The 19,211-nt window shown below is 44.6% G+C and carries 18 protein-coding genes; 12 read left to right on the top strand and 6 right to left on the bottom strand.

The genetic code is table 11. From position 1 onward, the window contains the following. Positions 1-2 precede the first annotated feature (2 nt). Complete coding sequence (locus MKY19_RS05500; RefSeq protein ID WP_339245496.1) at positions 3-956, bottom strand: AraC family transcriptional regulator; 954 nt, start codon at positions 954-956, stop codon at positions 3-5. Positions 957-1,348: 392 nt separating this feature from the next. On the opposite strand from MKY19_RS05500, the gene MKY19_RS05495 reads away from it, so the two are divergent. The 5 genes from MKY19_RS05495 (at position 1,349) to MKY19_RS05475 (ending at position 7,261) form a co-directional block, all read left to right on the top strand. After that, positions 1,349-2,353, top strand: a complete 1,005-nt coding sequence (locus MKY19_RS05495) for a substrate-binding domain-containing protein (protein ID WP_042185431.1) — start codon at positions 1,349-1,351, stop codon at positions 2,351-2,353. Positions 2,354-2,508: 155 nt separating this feature from the next. Beyond that, the gene (locus MKY19_RS05490) at positions 2,509-3,768 is read left to right on the top strand and encodes an extracellular solute-binding protein (RefSeq protein WP_052404174.1); all 1,260 of its coding nucleotides are present in this window, start codon (positions 2,509-2,511) and stop codon (positions 3,766-3,768) included. Positions 3,769-3,850: 82 nt separating this feature from the next. Further along, complete coding sequence (locus tag MKY19_RS05485) at positions 3,851-4,717, top strand: sugar ABC transporter permease (protein ID WP_042185429.1); 867 nt, start codon at positions 3,851-3,853, stop codon at positions 4,715-4,717. Beyond that, positions 4,714-5,535 (top strand): carbohydrate ABC transporter permease, encoded by an 822-nt coding sequence (locus MKY19_RS05480; protein ID WP_179085741.1) that lies wholly within the window; start codon positions 4,714-4,716, stop codon positions 5,533-5,535. The genes MKY19_RS05485 and MKY19_RS05480 overlap by 4 nt, the downstream gene beginning before the upstream one ends. Positions 5,536-5,572: 37 nt before the next feature. Next, positions 5,573-7,261: an alpha-glucosidase gene (locus tag MKY19_RS05475; protein ID WP_076301066.1), complete on the top strand. Its 1,689-nt coding sequence runs from the start codon at positions 5,573-5,575 to the stop codon at positions 7,259-7,261. Positions 7,262-7,374: 113 nt separating this feature from the next. Here the strand turns inward: MKY19_RS05475 and MKY19_RS05470 are convergent, their stop codons facing one another. The 3 genes from MKY19_RS05470 to MKY19_RS05460 all read right to left on the bottom strand — a co-directional run bounded on the left by MKY19_RS05470 (position 7,375) and on the right by MKY19_RS05460 (position 10,049). Beyond that, positions 7,375-7,920, bottom strand: a complete 546-nt coding sequence (locus tag MKY19_RS05470) for a GNAT family N-acetyltransferase (RefSeq protein ID WP_339801041.1) — start codon at positions 7,918-7,920, stop codon at positions 7,375-7,377. 83 nt (positions 7,921-8,003) lie between these two features. Then, entirely contained in the window at positions 8,004-8,537 is a 534-nt protein-coding gene (locus MKY19_RS05465) for an NUDIX domain-containing protein (protein ID WP_339801037.1), read from the bottom strand. A gap of 36 nt (positions 8,538-8,573) precedes the next feature. Further along, positions 8,574-10,049, bottom strand: a complete 1,476-nt coding sequence (locus MKY19_RS05460) for an amidase family protein (protein WP_339801033.1) — start codon at positions 10,047-10,049, stop codon at positions 8,574-8,576. Between the two features lie 269 nt (positions 10,050-10,318). Here MKY19_RS05460 and MKY19_RS05455 point away from each other — a divergent pair, with 269 nt between their 5' ends. The 7 genes from MKY19_RS05455 to MKY19_RS05425 all read left to right on the top strand — a co-directional run bounded on the left by MKY19_RS05455 (position 10,319) and on the right by MKY19_RS05425 (position 17,600). Beyond that, positions 10,319-11,164: an STM4015 family protein gene (locus MKY19_RS05455; RefSeq protein WP_339801031.1), complete on the top strand. Its 846-nt coding sequence runs from the start codon at positions 10,319-10,321 to the stop codon at positions 11,162-11,164. Beyond that, a complete protein-coding gene (locus tag MKY19_RS05450) occupies positions 11,124-12,461 on the top strand; it encodes an STM4014 family protein (protein ID WP_339801028.1) in 1,338 nt (445 codons plus the stop codon). The genes MKY19_RS05455 and MKY19_RS05450 overlap by 41 nt, the downstream gene beginning before the upstream one ends. After that, on the top strand, positions 12,461-13,243 hold the full coding sequence (locus tag MKY19_RS05445) for an STM4013/SEN3800 family hydrolase (protein WP_339801025.1): 783 nt from the start codon (positions 12,461-12,463) through the stop codon (positions 13,241-13,243). The genes MKY19_RS05450 and MKY19_RS05445 overlap by 1 nt, the downstream gene beginning before the upstream one ends. A 22-nt stretch (positions 13,244-13,265) precedes the next feature. Next, positions 13,266-14,615, top strand: a complete 1,350-nt coding sequence (locus MKY19_RS05440; protein WP_339801022.1) for an STM4012 family radical SAM protein — start codon at positions 13,266-13,268, stop codon at positions 14,613-14,615. Further along, positions 14,612-15,478, top strand: coding sequence for an STM4011 family radical SAM protein (locus MKY19_RS05435; RefSeq protein ID WP_339801019.1), 867 nt, complete (start codon positions 14,612-14,614; stop codon positions 15,476-15,478). The genes MKY19_RS05440 and MKY19_RS05435 overlap by 4 nt, the downstream gene beginning before the upstream one ends. A gap of 158 nt (positions 15,479-15,636) precedes the next feature. Beyond that, positions 15,637-16,365 carry a glycerophosphodiester phosphodiesterase gene (locus MKY19_RS05430; RefSeq protein WP_339801016.1) on the top strand — a complete coding sequence of 243 codons (729 nt, stop codon included), beginning with the start codon at positions 15,637-15,639 and terminating at the stop codon, positions 16,363-16,365. A 17-nt stretch (positions 16,366-16,382) separates the two neighbouring features. Beyond that, positions 16,383-17,600, top strand: coding sequence for an SLC45 family MFS transporter (locus tag MKY19_RS05425; protein ID WP_339801013.1), 1,218 nt, complete (start codon positions 16,383-16,385; stop codon positions 17,598-17,600). A gap of 100 nt (positions 17,601-17,700) precedes the next feature. Here the strand turns inward: MKY19_RS05425 and MKY19_RS05420 are convergent, their stop codons facing one another. Further along, positions 17,701-18,519 carry a GGDEF domain-containing protein gene (locus MKY19_RS05420; protein ID WP_081382828.1) on the bottom strand — a complete coding sequence of 273 codons (819 nt, stop codon included), beginning with the start codon at positions 18,517-18,519 and terminating at the stop codon, positions 17,701-17,703. 76 nt (positions 18,520-18,595) lie between these two features. Beyond that, entirely contained in the window at positions 18,596-19,174 is a 579-nt protein-coding gene (locus MKY19_RS05415; RefSeq protein WP_042185403.1) for a histidine phosphatase family protein, read from the bottom strand. Positions 19,175-19,211 lie beyond the last annotated feature (37 nt).

Genomic DNA, 19,211 nt, shown 5'->3' with positions numbered 1-19,211 from the left:
TTCTAACCTCCACTTGTTCCTGTTTTGATATCTCTATCATACAAAGCCCGGGGGCGTCTTTCTTCCTGCATTCTTGCTGTATTATTCCCGAATATTGTCTTATGGTATTTTAGGGGGGATATCCCCGTGGCATCTTTGAAAAAATGATGGAATGTCTTCACGCTGCCAAACCCGGCGGCTTCCGCCACCGCAGACATCGGCAAATCTTCATTAATTAAGATCCATTTAGCTTTGTTAAGCCGATATTCGTTTAAGAAAGCTATAAAGGTCATACCAGTATTCTTCTTGAATAGCTTGGTAAAATAATACGGACTAAAGCCCATATAGCTAGCTACCTCATTTAGCGTAATGGCTTCCTGGTAATGCTGCTCTACATAGATAAAAATTCGCTCTAATCTTTCCAGTGTTTCTCTAGACTGGTTCAGCGTATCTTCCGAGAACTTAGGCTGTTTATTGAGTGTACTCTTCGGCACTTCCCGTAAAATAACGGTCAATAGTTCAAACAATCTAGCTTTGATTAAGTAAGCGTACCCATCTCTTCGCTGCACGTCTTCCTCATAAATACTCTCAATCAGCCCTTTGATCTTCACGGCGGTTGCTTCGGGCCATTTTGAACTAGAATGCTCCATAAGCGTAAAAACCTCACGAAGCGAATAATCACTTCCGCTCAAAGCTGCGACTTCCTGAAACAGGTTAAGATCGAATTGAATTACTACCCGTTCGCTTTCAGGTGAGGCGAGAAAATAATGGACATCCCCACCGTTGATAAATTGAACCTCACCCTGCTCCATGTGAATAGGGGTATCGTTTATTCCCAGATTTAGACTTCCTTTAGTTACATATATAATTTCAATTTCTTTATGCCAATGCGGATAGCACAGCGTATCTCCTCCACATAGTAAACTTCTAAAAGGAAAATGCTTATCCACATCTGGAATTTCGAGATAAATATTCATAAGCGCAGCTCCTTATCCGGTTAAACACTAAACCAACGATAAACATGTCAATCCGATTTCACGTAAGCGTTTACTGTCTAAATGTTAGTCCTCTAATATTCTTTTGTCAATTCTGGGTCTCTGTATTCTTAATATCCTGCTCCAACTACATTTCTCCCTCTTATACACCACTTTAACAGAGATTTTCTGGTAATTTAATCGGTTTCATTCTATTAAAAAATAATTACCTTTCATGGTTCCTATCATTCACATATTTTTTAAGTGGAGTTGACAAGCATACCTGCCAGGATTTATATTCAGGGTAAGCGTTTACGTAATACTTTTTAAGTAATTTGATTTTCGAAGCGTAAACGTTTAATCTAAGGCTAACCGTAATCTAAGGAGTCGTATGAATGAACCCAACAATTAAAGATGTTGCACAAAAAGCGAACGTTTCCATTGCAACAGTCTCTCGCGTGCTAAACAATTTAAGTGGGTACTCCGACAAGACGAAACAAAAGGTAAATGAAGCTATCAAAGATCTCGGCTATCAACCTAACGCGATTGCTCGTGGCCTAATCAATAAGCGTACGCAGACGATTGGTGTAATGTTTCCAAGTGTTTCTGGAGCGTTCTCCTCCGATCTGCTTAAAGGCATTGAGGAATTGGCCAATGACCGCAATTACAGTGTAATGGTCTGTAATACCGACCAGGATGGTAAACGAACGTTAAAGTACTTACAACTCTTAAGGGAGAAGCAGGTCGATGGCATTATTTACTCTAGTGAGGTCTTGAAGAAAGAGTATTACGATGTGCTAGAAACCATGAAGATCCCAGTTGTGTTGGTTTCTTCTCAAACGGAATTTGCCAGTGTACCTTACGTGAAAGTAGACGATTACCAGGCTGCTTATGATGCTACCCTCTACTTAATTTCCAAAGGTCATAGCAAAATAGCCATGATCAGCGGAAATCCAAGCGATGCTATCGCTGGTGCACCCAGAGCCGAAGGATATCGTAAAGCGCTTGAAGCGAGTGGGATTCCTTTCGACAGCCGCTATCTCACCTTTGGAGACTTTCTGTATGAAAGCGGGAGCATTGCAATGGAAGCTCTCTTGGAGCAAGCCCCTGATGTCACTGCCGTCTTTGCCGCTAGTGATGAAATGGCGATTGGTGCTCTTTCCACGGTCATCAAATATGGTTTAAGTGTTCCCGACGATATATCCATTATGGGTTATGACGATCTTGGAATGGCGAAAATGATTATTCCTCCGTTAACTACAGTGCGTCAACCACTGTACGATATTGGTAAGATCGCCGTAGAGAAGCTTATTCAGATGATTGAAACAGGCGAGACTGTGGATAGTAAAATTGTCGATCACTTAATCGTGGAAAGACAAACGGTAAGATCACTTACCTGAGTCTTTTTACCCCTTTTACGTAAACGTTTACTCTCTCTATTGGTGATGCATATCTGCCGCCTATAAGTAGCAGAATATCAATTAGTTTTCATTTACGTACATGTTTAATCTCTTACATGTTCATAATACCAACAAATTATTAGGAGGATTTAATCATGAAAAAAACAATCAAACCCGTAGTGGTTAGCGTACTGGCTATGTCCGTACTTAGTGCCTGTGGTAGCAATGCGGCTGACAACAGCGCAAATAGTGGTGGAAATGCCTCCTCCGGTGAAAAGGTAAAAGTCGAGTTTTTCCAAAATAAAACCGAAGCCAAAGCCACCTTCGACAAGCTGGTTGCGAAATTCAATGAAGCCAATCCAAATATTGTTGTCACACAGGTTAACCCGCCAGATGCTGAAACGGTATTGAAAACTCGTGCAGCGAAGAAAGATATTCCTGACGTGGTAGGGATCGGAGCAACTGACACCTACAAGACGTTATCTGGCAGCGGTCTTTTTGAAGATTTCACAGGCGATCCACTCGCTGAGAATATCCAGCCAGCATATCTTCAAATGCTGAAAGACCTGACGGGTTCGGACGAACTGAATGGTCTTCCATTCTCTTCAAACGCAAGTGGTGTCATTTACAATAAAGCGATGTTCGCTGAAGCCGGTGTTACTGTTCCAACTACTTGGGATGAGTTCATGGCTGTCGCTCAAAAGTTCAAAGACAGCGGTAAAAATGCTTTTTACCTGACACTGAAGGATTCATGGACAACACTTACGCCGTTCAACTCCCTCTCCACGATCATTAAAGGGAATGATTTCTTCAAGGAGCGTGCAGCAGGCACTGTAACCTTCGCAGACAGCTTTAACGAGGTTGCTGAAAAGCTGCTTAAGCTGACGGAATACGGACAAAAAGATATTTTTGGTAAAGGTTACAATGACGGAAACACAGCATTCGCTAAAGGTGAATCCGCAATGTACCTGCAAGGCGTATGGGCGATCCCAGAAATCGTGAAAGCCAATCCATCCATTGAACTTGGCGTATTCCCATTCCCAGCAACAAATGATGCTGCCGATAACAAAGTCATTTCTGGCGTAGATACGTTGCTGACGATTTCCAAGAACACTAAACATAAAGAAGAAGCAAAGAAATTCGTAGACTTCCTGCTTCAACCTGAGAATGTTAGCCTATACATCAATGAGCAAAAAGCATTCCCAGCTGTAAAAGGTGTAACACAAGATGATCCAACGATGGATGGCTTCAAAGAAGCGTTTAGCGCTGGCAACTTGGCTGACTTTGCTGACCACTACATTCCAAGTGCGATGAAAGTGGATACCATCAACCAATCCTTCTTGCAAAAGAAAGACATTAAAGCTTACCTAGAACAGCTTGATAAGGAATGGGATAAAGTAGCTAACCGGAAATAAACTGATCAGACAAACATGAACCGCGAAAGAGAACGGGGCTTCCCCTCTTCTCTTTCGCTTTTACAATGAGGAGGATTACATGATGGCCAAACGCCGAGTCGCCTTTTATCTGATGACTATACCGGCATTACTTCTTTTCTTTGCCTTCCATACCTTTCCTGCAATCCAGGGTATATATTATTCGTTCACGAACTGGGACGGCTTTAGTGACAGCTTTGATTACGTAGGATTTAAGAACTTCATTAACATTTTTCAAGATGAAAATGTGTTGAATTCATATGTGTTCACTTTTAAATATGCCATTCTAACCACTATTCTTATCAATATCATCAGCTTGTTGATTGCGCTTGGACTTAACGCCAAAATTAAAGCTAAAAACTTTTTCCGTGGCGTATATTTCTTGCCGAATATCCTCAGCGTATTGATTGTTGGTTTTATTTTTAACTACTTGTTCGCTAATGTATTCCCTATTTGGGGTGCGAAAATCGGCAGCGAATTCCTATCACAGAACATTCTCGGTAACTCCGACTGGGCTTGGATCGGTATCGTCATTGTAGCCGTTTGGCAGGGGATTGCTTATAACACGATTCTCTATCTGGCGGGTCTTCAAACCATTCCTCATGATCTTTACGAAGCTTCCAATCTGGACGGCGCTAGTCGCTGGAGAGAATTCTGGAGCATTACGTTTCCAATGCTTGCTTCCTTCTTCACCATCAATATGGTGCTCGCGATGAAGGGCGGTCTAATGGTATTCGACCAAATCGTTGCCTTGACAGGCGGGGGTCCAGGTCGTTCAACGCAATCCATTGCCCACTTAATCTACACAGGCGGCTTCCAAGGCGGAGAATTTGCCTATCAATCGGCGAACGCCGTGATTTATTTTATCGTGATTGTCGTTATCTCCGCCCTTCAGCTTAAATTTCTGCAGAAACGGGAGATGGACTTATGATCAAAAAATCAACCAACTGGCCTGTAACGATTCTTATCGCCCTAGGCTCAATACTGATCCTGTTTCCGCTGTACATGACCATTGCCATCGCACTCAAGAATCCCGAGGAAATGGCTCAATCAATCTTCTCGCTGCCAACTGGCCTGCATTTTGAGAACTTCTCCAATGCGATTAAAGCAACGAATTTCTTCAATGCATTAGGAAATAGTACCGTGATTACCATTACAACAGTCGTGTTCATATTGCTTACCAACTCCATGGTAGCCTATGCTATTGCACGTAATATGAAGCGAAGATTTTTCAAAGTGCTGTACTTCTATTTTATCAGCGCAATGTTTATCCCTTTCCAGATTATCATGCTGCCTGTGGTCAAAGTGACTACGGATCTGCACATGAACAACATTGTAGGGATTATTATTCTATACGTCGTATATGGTCTGGCTTTTAACGTGTTTGTTTACACCGGTTATATCCGTTCCATTCCGTATGAACTGGAAGAAGCAGCTACTGTAGACGGTGCATCGACCTTCGGAACGTTCTGGAAGATTATTTTTCCACTTCTTGCTCCTGTTAGTGCAACGATCGGTATCCTGTCTTGTCTATCCACTTGGAATGACTTTATGCTACCGCTGGTTCTGCTCGGCGATCAGGATTCCTACACACTTCCGCTGGTACAATATGTATTCCAGGGGCAGTTCAGTACAGATTTTAACTTAGCTTTCGCTTCATATTTGCTCGCATTAACCCCGATGCTCATCGTCTATTTGTTCGCTCAAAAATGGATTATCAGCGGACTTACATCAGGATCCATTAAATAAAATAGTAAGATCTATATAGAGATAGGAGATTACAACCTTGGATAAAAAATGGTGGAAAGAAAGCGTAGTGTATCAAATTTACCCCCGCAGCTTTAAAGACAGTAACGGGGATGGTATTGGTGATCTGCAAGGGATTATTTCGAAACTTGATTATTTAAACCATCTTGGTGTCGACGTGGTGTGGCTGTGCCCAGTGTACCAGTCGCCTAATGACGATAACGGTTATGATATCAGTAATTATCAAAGTATCATGGATGATTTCGGAACGCTCTCCGATTGGGAGGAACTGCTTGCTGGTCTTCACAGCCGTGGCATGAAGCTGATTATGGACCTTGTGGTCAACCATTCCTCAGATGAGCATGCTTGGTTCGTAGAGTCCCGCAAATCGCAGGATAATCCTTATCGTGATTATTATATCTGGCGTCCTGGAAAAGACGGCCAGCCACCGAACGACTGGGGCTCCTTCTTCAGTGGATCAGCTTGGGAATACGATGAGAAATCGGAGGAATATTACCTCCATCTCTTCTCCCGTAAACAACCGGATTTAAATTGGGACAATCCAAAGCTCCGCAAGGAAATCTACGATATGATGACTTGGTGGCTAGATAAAGGAATTGACGGATTCCGCATGGACGTGATCAACCTGATCTCCAAAGTACCGGAATTGCCTAGCGTTTCTGGGGAAAGTAACGGAGAACAGCCTACGTACCACTTCGGTGGAGACTATTTCGTTAACGGTCCACGCGTACATGAGTATATGCAGGAAATGAACCGTGAGGTGCTATCCAAGTACGATATCATGACAGTGGGCGAAGCTGTTAATGTTACTCCAGAAGAAGCTTCACTGTATGTTTCCGAGGATCGTAACGAGCTGAACATGGTATTCCATTTCGAGCTCATGGACGTCGATTCCGGTCCTGGAGGTAAATGGAATGTACAGCCTTGGAAGCTGGCGGACATTAAGTCCATTATTTCCAAGTGGCAAGTCGCACTCGACGGTAAGGGTTGGAACAGCTTGTATATGAACAACCATGATCAGCCGCGTATGCTATCCCGCTTTGGTGATGATAAGCTGTTCCCGAAAGAGTCTGGCAAAATGCTAGCAACACTGCTTCATACGCTCCAAGGTACACCTTACATCTATCAAGGTGAAGAAATCGGCATGACAAATGTACAATTTGCTTCCATCGATGACTACAAGGATATTGAAATTGTAAATATGTATAAGGAATACTTGGCTGCCGGACACTCGGAAGAAAAAATCATGAATTCCATTTACATCAAAGGTCGGGACAATGGCCGTACGCCGATGCAATGGAACTCGGAACCGCAGGCAGGCTTCACTACTGGCAATCCGTGGTTGGCTGTGAACCCTAACTACAAAGATATCAACGTAGAGAAGGCACTGGCTGATCCCGATTCTATTTTCCACTACTATAAGAAGCTAATTGAACTGCGTAAGCAGCATGAGATTATCGTATACGGAAACTATACAATCTTGGCCGAGGAGAATGAGCAGGTATATGCTTATCTACGTACTCTTGGAGAAGAACAGCTACTGGTTGTATTGAATTTCTTCGGAGAGCCTACGACTTTCGAACTTCCTTCTACTGTGAAATTCCAAGCGAAGGAATTGCTTATTGCCAACTACGAAGTAAATCCAGAAGAAGAACTAAACACAATTCAGCTTCGTCCTTATGAAGCTCGTGTATATAAGCTTAAATAATAAAATCCATCCGATCTGTCAGCAAAGATCAATGGTAGAACTATAAAAAGGAGCCCTTCGGCTCCTTTTTATTTTATATGCTTGTAAAAACTTTAAAATTCACTTTATGTAGCTTAGCCTTCTGTGTTAATAATTCCATAATGAATAAGGTCATCATATTTATTTTCTTTATAGATATGCTGTAATAAAATGCCTTCCTCCACCATTCCACATTTTTGCATTACCTTCCCAGAGCCGGGATTTGAAGCAAAGTGTCTTGCAAATACTTTATGATAATGCTTTTCTGAAAAAGCAAACGCAATGATCGCTTTTGCTGCTTCAGTCGCGTATCCTTTCCCCCAATATTCCTCACCGATCCAATATCCAACTTCACCATTTCTGTGTGCTTGCTTATTTGTCAGTCCTATAGCTCCATAAAGCTCGTTTGTACTTTTATCAGTAATCGCAAACTCATAATACATATTATTGATAAAATTCTCTTCATGAGCTTCAATCCATGATATTGCACATTCGATAGTGTATGGATAAGGTAGAGTCAACGTACTTTTATAGATATTATAATTATTGCAGAGGTCAGAGACACGTTTTGCATCAGATAATTCAAAGGGTCTCAGTATCAATCTTTCGGTCGTCATTGTTCTTTTCTCTTGATTAAACATTGTTTTACCTCCGCTCAAGAATCTCCTGCACCATCGGCATCGCCAAACTCATAATTCTCAGCTGAAAGCTATATACTATCATCTTACATTGTTCCTCCTACCGACACTGGATTTACCTGTACCTGATCTGCATGCAATTTTTCAATAATCGCCAACAGGAAGGTTTCGGCTAGACTATTCTTTTTAATAGCACTGGCGGCCTCTTCCAAAGTAAACCATTCTGCATGATCTACCTCAGCACTCACCTGACTTAAGTCCTCCGTATCTGCAACACCTATAAAATTCAGCATCAGCGTATTAGAAGGTGCGAAATACAAGCTGCGCATATATTCATAAGCTACAATATCAATTCCTACCTCTTCTTTTACCTCACGAATAAGTGTGGTTTCCGCATCTTCACCTTTATTCACGTACCCTGCAAGCAATATATAATCTGGTCGGTTATACTGCTGAATCAATAGAATCTTATTCATATCCCGATTTAATACTGCTGTACTGATCGCCGTGCTAAAAAAAGGGAATCTGAACGTTTCGCATGCATTACAATAAGGTACCTGCCCTTCCCCATCGCTTTCTTTCATTACTAACGCTGTTCCACACTCTAGACAATATTTCAAGCTGATCTCTTCCTTCTATAATAAAGTAGTCAATACCTATTCCAGTTGCGGTGGAACACGATGCTGCGTAGCTTGTTCAAACCCATAGGCTATGGATAGGAGCGTAGGCTCACTATAGGCTTTTCCGGAAAAAACTACACCAAAGGGACCCCGAGTAGGATCACCATCAGCATCAATAATGCCCTGTTCTACATACCCTGCCGGAACGGTAATTAACGGATACCCTAAGCGTGCCGCAATATACATACCATCTACATCACCTGGCAGTAATAGCGCATCCAAACTATATTGTTCCAACACGTAATCTATTCCTTGCTCGAGCGCTAGCTTTCTGTATTCTTGTTTCTTTTGCTGATATTCTTCTTCTGTTAAAGTTACTTCCTCTGACCTAGTTAATGTGTCTTGCCCATATTGTAATGCGATTTCAGCATGGAGCTCATTATACACTATCAGTTCTTGCAAAGAGTGAATCGGAACGGAATCATCTACCCCAGATAAATACGCGTTGAGCCCCTTTTTAAATTCATAACAGATTACATCATTATTCCAGTTTTGTTGTTCAACGTAAAGCGTAACCGGATCTATAATCGTAGCCCCTTCATTCTTCAAAGTCTGGATAGCTGCTTCCATAATTGAAAGTCGCTCTGCATCTAAATGGTTATAATAATGCCGTGGGACACCTATTCTTGCTTGCCGTATAAAGCTTTTATCTAGAAATGGAGTATAGTCCGTAAAAGCATGCTTCTCGCTCGATAATGTTGCTTCATCCTTGTCATCCACTCCCGTTAATGCCCCCAAAATAATCGCCGCATCCGTAACCGTTTTAGCAATAGGTCCAGGAGTGTCTTGGCTAACTGAAATAGGAATCACTCCAGTACGACTGACTAATCCGACCGTTGGTTTGATCCCGATGAGAGCATGCTGACAGGCTGGCCCAACAATTGATCCCGCGGTTTCCGTTCCGATCGATGCTGCTGCCAAATTCGCCGCAATAGCTGCTGCAGGTCCAGAACTAGATCCGCTGACAAATACGCTCCCAGGTCCATAAGGATTCAGCACTAGCCCTCCCCGGGAACTATACCCAGCTGGCATTGAACTAGACATGAAGTTAGACCACTCCGACATATTCGCCTTTCCAAGCAAAACAGCTCCTGCCGACCGAAGTTTCGCAGCTACGAAGGAATCTTTTGCCGCGAATGATCCTGCTAAAGCTATTGACCCAGCACTCGTATGCATTTTATCCGCGGTATCTATATTATCCTTCAACAATATAGGAATACCGTGTAGACTTCCCCGACTTCCTTGTTCCCTACGTTCAATATCCAGTGCTCTAGCGATGTCTTTAGCCTCTGGATTGATTTCTAAGATTGCGTTTATGTCTATATCGTACTTATGAATCCGTTCCAAATAGGCTGCTACCAAATCTTCTGAGCTGACTACGCCTGCTTCCATAGCCGCTTGCAGCTTTGCAATATCCGCTTCTATTATCCATTCCTGAATTTTGATCTTCATCAGAACAGCTCCTTCAAGTATAATCGCCTTCGGCGTCCTTATAAGGACGGTAAGCGTTTAGCGAGAAATATAAGGATAAAATATAGCGTGAAACGTATACTTTCTTATATTTCAAAATAATGTAATTCTCCCTAGCATAAACCTACCATAAATGATTAGCTCAAGGACATGACGAATTTGACTATAATTATTTAAACCTGTGATTTGACTCCCTCGGCTACAGATGATAGGGTATTTTCGAAGTTAAATTTTTCCGGGAGGGAATGCCCATGACGGAAGTAAAGCTTAGTATCGGATACGACGAATTCGAAGAAGGCCAAAGAATTGGCACTGAAATTGAGAAACTTAGTAGCAGCCCTGAAAGTTCTTCGCTGACAAGTCTAATTATCGGTGATTGGGGGCAAGCCTACGAAAATAGTTCAGAAGAAGTTGTAGAGTCACTGGTTACGCATAGTGCTAGTTTCCCTGCTTTGCGCAAGCTTTTCATAGGCGAGATGGGCTATGAGGAATGCGAGATTTCTTGGATTACCCAAAGTGATCTATCGCCGTTGCTCCCTGCTTTTCCAGAGCTACAGTCACTCACGATTCAAGGTGGGAATGAGCTGAGCCTCTCAGAACTCAAACACGACAAGCTAGAAGAACTGATTATTATAAGTGGAGGCTTAGGTAAAGCCGTTCTTGAACAGATTGCAACTAGCCAATTGCCGAATTTGCGCAAGCTGGAGCTATATCTCGGCGTAGATAACTACGGATTTGACGGCAGCCTAGCAGATCTTCTCCCTCTTATAGAAGTAGGAAAGTTCCCTAAGCTTACTTATCTAGGTTTAAAAAATAGCCAGATCCAAGATGAGATCGCAGGTGCATTAGCAAATGCTCCTATTCTGGATCAGCTAGATACGCTCGATCTATCACTCGGTACCCTAAGCGACGAGGGGGCAGAATTGCTACTAGCCAGCGACAGAATCAAAAAATTAAAAGCATTAAACCTAAGCCATCATTATATGTCTGACGAGATGATTAACCGCTGGAAGCAAAGTGGATTGCCTGTTGATGTTAGCGACAAGCAGGAAAGCGATGATGAGGAAGACTGGCGTTATCCTTCCATCACAGAGTGAGCCTCTCATGAGGCCGATGATCGTTATCGGTATTCCCGGTGATAAACGGACTAGCGGCATCCAGCAAGCGCGTTCCGATCTTGGAATGCCCCCTGCCATTATTTTATCGTACGCTGAGTTTCTGCAAGGAAGATCGTTAGGTGATCTTATGGAAGAGCAGAAGAAACAGATACCCCGTCAGTCCTCCGTTTATAACGGAGTAGATCTCAGTGCAGCTCCCCCGCTACTGAGACTGGAATCGCCTGGCAGCAGCTTCGAGATAGAACGAGCCATTATCGCTCTGGGTGCACCGGATTCGGAAGATATGGACGATTCCCTGCATCCCTTCGCCGATAGGCCTGATCCGCGACCACTCCGCGTGAAGGTAGCCCGTCAATTGAAGGAAATGCAAGGTGTCCTGCATCATCCATCACAATGGTTCCGTGGCTACTGCCGAATGCTGGCTAGACTACAGCGAGAGGCCAACACCGCGTGTCCAGGTTCACTGTGGTTAAATGACCCTACTGACATTGCGGCCATGACCGATAAACGCCAGACACAACAGATTCTGAGCGAGGCAGGGATTCCAATCCCTCGCCCAGTAGGCGAAGATCAGCAGCCTACGGATTATGACTCTCTCCGGGAGATGATGTTATCCCGGCGCATGCACCGGGTATTCATTAAGCTGGCCTTTGGTTCTGCCGCTTCTGGAGTGATCGCCTATCAAATCCATCCTGTGACGGGGGCCGAAATTGCCTTAACAACAGTGGGGGTCGAGGATTACATCACTCGACCACCCATTTACTATAATTCCGGTAAACTGCGACGGTACACGGATACCGCCACAATCTCGGGAATTATGAACTGGATCTACCAGCACGGTGCTTATGCTGAACAATGGATCCCTAAAGCAGGGTTTAAGGGAAAAGCATTCGATATTCGCCAGCTAGTCGTTCTCCGCGAGGCCTGCCACGCGGTTGCTCGGGTCAGCCCTACACCAATTACGAATCTGCATTTACGCAACCAGCGGATGTCTCTTTCGGAAGCCGGTCTGTCTGAATCCGTCCAGGAGCAGGTGCGGAATATCGCTGTGCAAGCACTGGCTGCTTTTCCCCGTTCCGGGGTAGCCGGAATCGATGTACTCGTCTCCGGGGGTTCACAGCAATGTTTTGTCGCGGATGTCAATCCATTTGGCGACTTGCTGTACGATGTGAAATACCGCGGCTGCAGCACCTACGAATGGGAAATGAAGGTATTGTCGGCTAGAGACTATATCACACCTCCCTCCACACCGCTTATAAAGGAAGGATTATCTTAATGGATATGAACACCATCGTCGGCACTCATGACATTCTTATGATCACACTCGATACTCTTCGTTATGATGCTGCTGTTATGGAAGAATCAAACTGCCCGAACTTGTGCGGAACCGGATCATGGGAGAAAAGACATACCCCAGGCAGCTTTACCTATGCGGCTCATCACGCCTTCTTCGGCGGTTTTTTGCCTACTCCAGCCACAACGGATAAGACGGAACATATCCGAATGTTCCATTCCCGAAACACCGGAATGAAGACGCATCCCCATACCTGGCTGTTCGATACACCCGATATCGTATCCGGGCTTGCTGCCGAGGGCTACCGTACGGTTTGTATTGGGGGCGTTATTTTTTTCACCAAAAAAAATCCACTCGCTCGTGTGTTACCAAGCTATTTCCAGCACAGCTACTGGCGGATGACGTTCGGGGTCACCAATCCGCGTTCCACAGAGCATCAGGTGAATCATGCCTTGAAGCTGTTGAAGGATACTCCGGGCGAACAAAGATTGTTCATGTTCCTCAATGTCTCAGCCATCCACGGGCCGAACCATTATTTTATACCCGGTGCTAAAAAGGACTCCGTAGACAGCCAGCGCGCCGCACTCCGCTATGTGGATGGTGAACTGGGCCGGTTGTTCGATGCCTTCCGGGAACGCGGTAATCCTACCTTCTGTCTGGCGTTTTCTGATCATGGAACCGCTTTTGGCGAAGATGGCTATCAAGGGCATCGCTTGGCTCACGAGACCGTATGGAACGTCCCTTATCGGGAATTTATTTTATAAAAGGAAAGGATGGAGAACTGTTATGACGTTATCGTCCTTCTCTTTAGAAGAGCTTCACGGGTGGAAAGACAATATTACTGCTAACCCTTACCGATCTTATCTGTATTCCTATCCACACAAAACAGCTTACAGGGATCTACAGCCTCCGATACCACTAGAATCCTTATGGCGAGATGAGCCTGCAGAATCTTTTTTTCTATATATGCATATCCCGTTTTGCGGTGCTCGCTGTGGATTCTGCAACCTGTTCACCTTGCCTGATAAACGCGCGAATGTTCACGCTACATACGTAGACGCGCTAGAACGTCAAGCCAAGCAGTGGGCCGCGTTCACCAAACATAAGCCGTATGCCCGTTTCGCGATTGGTGGTGGAACACCTACATTATTGGCGGCAGATCAACTGCGCCGTTTGTTCCACATTGCCGTTGATACGATGGGCCTAGATACGAGCTCAGCCTCCATCTCGGTGGAAACTTCACCGGAGACGATCACCGAAGAGAAGCTGAATATTCTAAAAGAATATACGGTGGATCGGGTCAGTATGGGCATTCAAAGCTTTGTCGCGGCTGAATCGGCGGCCATCTATCGCCCACAAAATCCGGATGAGGTGTATCGCGCACTGGAGCTGCTGGGAAAATATGATTTTCCCATTCTAAATTTGGATTTGATCTATGGTCTTCCGGGGCAGACCGTCGATTCTTGGCTGTATTCGCTAAATCAGACGCTTAGCTATGATCCTGAGGAAATCTTTATTTATCCGCTCTATACCCGTGAGCATACCATCGTAAAGCCTGATGATATCCAGCGTCAGGAAGATATTCGCCTAGACTGCTACAAGGCCGCTGGGCAGCTGCTTAAAGCCAGAGGTTATCGCCAATATTCCATGCGCCGTTTCGCCAAGGAAACCGCAGGAACGGATAAACGCATTCTTGACTACAGCTGCCAGGAAGAAGGAATGGTCGGGCTAGGCTGCGGGGCTAGGTCTTATACCCGCAATGTGCATTACGCTTCCCGTTATGGGGTGAGCCGTAAAGCAACCGAGAGCATTATTGCCGATTACGTCAGTGCAGATCGTTACGATACGGCAGATTACGGAATTGTGCTAAGTCTAGAAGAACAGAAGCGCCGCTTTATTCTAAAGGCGATTTTACATAGTGAAGGTCTGAGGCTTGAAGATTATAGTCTGCGCTTCGGAAATTCACTCTGGAGTGATTATCCTGAACTGTCTAACCTGCTTCATACCGGCTTAGGGAAAGAAGAAGATGGAGTATTACGCCTCACTACTGAAGGCATGGGCTACTCCGATTCCATCGGTGATTGGTTTATTTCAGGAGAGATACGAGAGCAGATGGAAAGGTTCGTATTGCCATGAATGCGGTCCTCTACTACCGTGGGTCTCTCACCTCCTGCAACTATGACTGCCCCTACTGTCCTTTCGGCAAAACAAGAGACAGCGCAGCCACTCTCGCGAAGGATCGACAAGGATTGGAAACCTTTGTCGAGTGGGCCTCTCTGCAAGGTACAGCGGGCCATCGGTTGTCTATCTTTTTCAATCCTTATGGCGAAGGTCTGATTCATCGCTGGTACAAAGAAGCGATGGTCTTGCTCTCCAATATGGAGCATGTGGAGAAGGTAGCGATTCAGACGAACCTTTCAGCAAATCTTGACTTCATTCATAAGCTGAATCGAAACAAGGCTGCCTTTTGGGCTACTTACCACCCCGGACAGGTGAGCGAGGATAAGTTTCTAACGCAATGCATGACTTTGTATGAGAATAATGTGCCTTTCAGTGTAGGGAGCGTTGGGATCCGCAGCGCCTTTCCTGCTATAGCCTCGCTTCGCGCAGCATTACCGGAGAGTGTATATCTATGGGTCAATGCTTATAAAGATAAACCGGATTACTATACTGCCGAGGATCTTTCCATTCTTAGCAAAATTGATCCGCATTTTGCTGTGAATGCTATGGATTACGAGAGCCTTGGTCAAACCTGCAACGCTGGAAATGAAGTCTTTTATGTACAAGGCGCTGGACTGGTGAAACGCTGCTATAAGGACAGAGGTGTCATAGGCAATCTCTACCGCGATGGCTTGGAAGGCCTATCCGCTGTAAGAGCCTGCCGAATGAAGGTATGCGACTGTTATATCGGTTATATTCATATGCCAGAGCTGAAGCTGCACAACATCTATGGATCAGGTCTGCTCGAACGGATCCCTTATGGCGCTATGAATCATTGAGGCGAGAATTTGCAGTAAGGTTAACTGCATGTTAAATTTCAAGAAATAGAGCCCTGTCAGTATTTCTAGACAGGGTTTCTTGTCTTCGTGTGGAATATGAAAAGTAGCCCTCGTCTACAGGGCGACAGCAAACACTAAGTTGGAGGGATGAATAGCTGATGAAAAACATTATTAATTTTGCGCATCGCGGCGCATCGGCAGTGTGTCCGGAAAATACTATGGCAGCGTTCCGCAAAGGTCTTGAGTTAGGTGCAACCGGGATTGAAACCGATGTACAAATGACCAAGGATGGCGGGCTTGTTCTTATTCATGATGAAACCCTAAACCGTACGACAAGCGGAAGCGGCTATGTGAAGGATAAAACCCTTGCAGAAATTCTGGAAGTGGACGCGGGCTCTTGGTTCAGTCCCGAGTTCAAAGGCGAGAAACTCCCCTTGCTAGAAGATTTGTTAGATCTGCTGCAAGGTCGAGATACAGTACTGAACATCGAGTTTAAAAATGGTACTTTCTTTTACCCGGGTATGGAGGAAAAGGTTATCGCGGCTGTACGGGAGTTCAAGATGAGCGATCGCGTGATTTTTTCGAGCTTCAACCATTATTCACTAGCTCACAGTAAAACGATCGCACCTGAGATCAAGACAGGAATTCTATACGGGGAAGGTCTGTATCGTCCTTGGGATTATGCAGCTTCGCTTGGCGCAAACGCACTACATGCTTATCATCAAGCGGTACTTCCTGATTTCGTCGAAGAAGCAGCTAAGCATGGCATCGCTTATCATCCTTGGACCGTTAATGATCCAGAACGGATGAAGGCTTTAATCGAAGCTGGAGTGTCAGGTATTATTACAGATCATCCAGATGTGCTCGCTGGGCTTCTAGCTAAATAATAAGGGAGTGTGACTGTGTGAAAAAAGTCTGGTTGCTCGGATTCGGCTTTTTCAGCATCAGCATTACGTGGAGTCTGTATAACGCATTTGTACCCTTTTTTCTAGAAAAATACGTACATAGTGTGGCACTTATCAGCTTCTTGATGACGATTGATAATTACTTTGCCTTATTCCTGCAGCCTTGGATTGGCAACCGTAGTGACCGCACTACCTCGCGTTTTGGACGCAGAATGCCTTATCTTATGATCGGTATGCCTTTCGCTGCCGTGCTAACCATGCTGATTCCGTTTCATACCGGACTATTTACACTTCTGTTGTTTATGATGCTAATGAATCTGGCCATGAGCTTATACCGTTCACCAACCGTCGCCCTTATGCCGGACATTACGCCAGAAGAGCAGCGTACAAAGGCCAACGGGCTGATTAATTTCATGGGTGGGTTCGGTTCTATACTCGCTTTCGGCGTAGGTTCGATCCTGTATAAATCAAATCCAGCGCTTCCGTTTATCGTTGCTGGACTGATTACCTTGTTATGTCTGTTTATCGTATCACGCTTCATAAAAGAAAATCGGGATGGCGTAAACGTGCAAATGGAGCTTCCTTCAGAAGCAGCTACTGCCACCAAGCCAACTCGTATTTCCTTTCGAAGTCAGCTTGACCGTACCACAGTATTTTTGCTAGCGGCGATTTTCTTCTGGTTCGTAGCATATCAAGGCGTTGAGACACTGTTTACCTTATATGGCAAACATCATCTCGGCCTAAGCGAACAGGCGGCCTCTTTCTCACTCACTTTCTTCTCTTTGGCTTTTGTGCTATTCGCCATTCCGAGCGGTTGGCTGGGCGGAAGATTCGGGAAGAAAAAAATGATCATCATCGGCGTATGCGGACTAATGACCATTTTTGCTCTCGTCGGTTTTGCAAAGGACTTATTGCTCCTTCGAGGGTTACTGTTGCTAGGTGGAGTCTTCTGGGCTTGTATTAATATCAATTCCTATCCTTATGTTGTGGCAACAGGGACAGAAGAGAGTATTGGTACACGAACAGGGATGTATTATCTCGTCTCTTCCCTTGCGGCCATCAGTTCGCCTCCACTATTGGGACTTATGATTGATATCTTTGATTACTCGATCCTGTTCTACGTGGCGGCGATTAGTATGGCAGTTGCTCTTGTCTGCTTGTTCCTCATGAAAGGCCGCAAGGATGTGACTAACAGCATTCATTCGCCTGGCGCATAATTTCATTTCAAGTAGAATAGTTAGTCCAATAAAAATAGCGGCAGTCTAGGACCTATTGTAGAGGTCCATGGCTGCCGCTTGTATTTTACACCAACTCATGCTAATTCTTATAGACGGAGTAACGCCCCGTACCAAGCTGTTTGGCAGCGTACATCGCTGTATCTGCTTCATTTAGCAGCCTAAAATGATCCACCTTACCATGACTTATGCTGATCCCTATACTCATGGATACGAACAAGTTATGTTCGCCAAGCTGGTAACTCTTAGTCGTCTTCTCCAGAATCCGCACAGCAAGCTGCTCCGCTTCCTTCTGAGTGCTACCTTTGGCGACAATCACAAATTCATCCCCGCCGACGCGGAAAATATGACGTTTTCTTTTGCTGGAGAATTGAATTAGGTTTTTACCCACTTCTTGCAGCAGTAAGTCCCCCACATGATGCCCCAAGCTGTCATTGATCGATTTGAAACGATTCAGATCCAGAAACAAAACGGCAAGCTGCTCATTTACTTTGCATCGATCCCAAAAATGATCCATTCCATTCTTATTCAATAACCCCGTTAAAGCATCCTTATACGCCAGTTCTTTCAATTGCTCTCTTTCAGCCAATACTAGATTCATGCGTGTAAGTAAAAACATACATAGGGCTATCGTAAGACTATAGACCAACAGCGGTATAATAACCCCATCATCGGCCACTTCATTTCCCAGTAAGGTTTCTACACCTAGCTGGTGCATGATCCATAGGGAGGCGACGATAATGATCACGGAAAGACCGGTATGAATCGCTCTTTTTTGAGGCGTTTTAGATGAAATATCCCGGTAAAGTCTTAGCACTAAATAACCGGCCGCTGCTGCGATGAGAATAGAGAATAACGTTTGTAAGTAAATCTGGACCTCTGCCACCTTAAATTCGCACATCCTTCTGACTACAAAAATGATTAACTATCTGAGCAATTACTATATTAAAATGCTCTGAACATTATCTGAACACTAATTATATCTTCAAATGCCGTGCACAATTGTATAGTTCGCAATTCCATGTCGAATCGGATTTAATAATCCGAGTGATAGATGTATTACTCAGCAAAACAGTTACATTCAGTTCTGGAAAAAGTCTTCTAAGACTACTCCGTAAAATCGCACCATGGCTAACGACCAATATACGACTGCCCGGATGTTTCTCCGCGATATCTTCGATAGCCTGACTGCCTCTGATCTCACTAGCCTCCGGACTTTCCAGTCCCAAATCTAACTTCTTCCACTCACTTCCCCATCGTTCAACGCGATCTTGTTCCGTAGTACCTTCAATCTGCCCTGCGTTCATCTCACGGATCCCTGGTACTAAACCGGCGATCTCCATGCCAAGCCTTGTTGCAATTACCTCTGCTGTTTGTCGCGCTCTAAGCAGATCACTCGAATATAAATAGTCCCATTGTTCAGTGCTGAGCCGTTCAGCAAGAAGAACCGCCTGCTGCACACCCTCAGCATCCAATGGATTATCCGTATGCCCTTGCGCTCTGCCTTCTTTATTCCACGCGGTACTTCCATGGCGAATTAAACCTATTGTAGTCATAAAGATCTCCCTTTAGTTGTTGAGTTCTAGTACTATT

It is taken from the genome of Paenibacillus sp. FSL R5-0744, from assembly GCF_037972555.1.
Taxonomy (GTDB): domain Bacteria; phylum Bacillota; class Bacilli; order Paenibacillales; family Paenibacillaceae; genus Paenibacillus_AQ.
Note: the sequence above shows the minus strand (reverse complement) of the source record. Positions and strands in the feature narration are given on the sequence as shown.

Bases quoted from the DNA above. Each gene is read 5' to 3' on its own strand.
- MKY19_RS05500 (WP_339245496.1), bottom strand. From the start codon at position 956: ATGAATATTTATCTCGAAATTCCAGATGTGGATAAGCATTTTCCTTTT.
- MKY19_RS05495 (WP_042185431.1), top strand. From the start codon at position 1,349: ATGAACCCAACAATTAAAGATGTTGCACAAAAAGCGAACGTTTCCATT.
- MKY19_RS05490 (WP_052404174.1), top strand. From the start codon at position 2,509: ATGAAAAAAACAATCAAACCCGTAGTGGTTAGCGTACTGGCTATGTCC.
- MKY19_RS05485 (WP_042185429.1), top strand. From the start codon at position 3,851: ATGGCCAAACGCCGAGTCGCCTTTTATCTGATGACTATACCGGCATTA.
- MKY19_RS05480 (WP_179085741.1), top strand. From the start codon at position 4,714: ATGATCAAAAAATCAACCAACTGGCCTGTAACGATTCTTATCGCCCTA.
- MKY19_RS05470 (WP_339801041.1), bottom strand. From the start codon at position 7,920: ATGTTTAATCAAGAGAAAAGAACAATGACGACCGAAAGATTGATACTG.
- MKY19_RS05460 (WP_339801033.1), bottom strand. From the start codon at position 10,049: ATGAAGATCAAAATTCAGGAATGGATAATAGAAGCGGATATTGCAAAG.
- MKY19_RS05455 (WP_339801031.1), top strand. From the start codon at position 10,319: ATGACGGAAGTAAAGCTTAGTATCGGATACGACGAATTCGAAGAAGGC.
- MKY19_RS05450 (WP_339801028.1), top strand. From the start codon at position 11,124: ATGATGAGGAAGACTGGCGTTATCCTTCCATCACAGAGTGAGCCTCTC.
- MKY19_RS05445 (WP_339801025.1), top strand. From the start codon at position 12,461: ATGGATATGAACACCATCGTCGGCACTCATGACATTCTTATGATCACA.
- MKY19_RS05440 (WP_339801022.1), top strand. From the start codon at position 13,266: ATGACGTTATCGTCCTTCTCTTTAGAAGAGCTTCACGGGTGGAAAGAC.
- MKY19_RS05435 (WP_339801019.1), top strand. From the start codon at position 14,612: ATGAATGCGGTCCTCTACTACCGTGGGTCTCTCACCTCCTGCAACTAT.
- MKY19_RS05430 (WP_339801016.1), top strand. From the start codon at position 15,637: ATGAAAAACATTATTAATTTTGCGCATCGCGGCGCATCGGCAGTGTGT.
- MKY19_RS05420 (WP_081382828.1), bottom strand. From the start codon at position 18,519: ATGTGCGAATTTAAGGTGGCAGAGGTCCAGATTTACTTACAAACGTTA.
- MKY19_RS05415 (WP_042185403.1), bottom strand. From the start codon at position 19,174: ATGACTACAATAGGTTTAATTCGCCATGGAAGTACCGCGTGGAATAAA.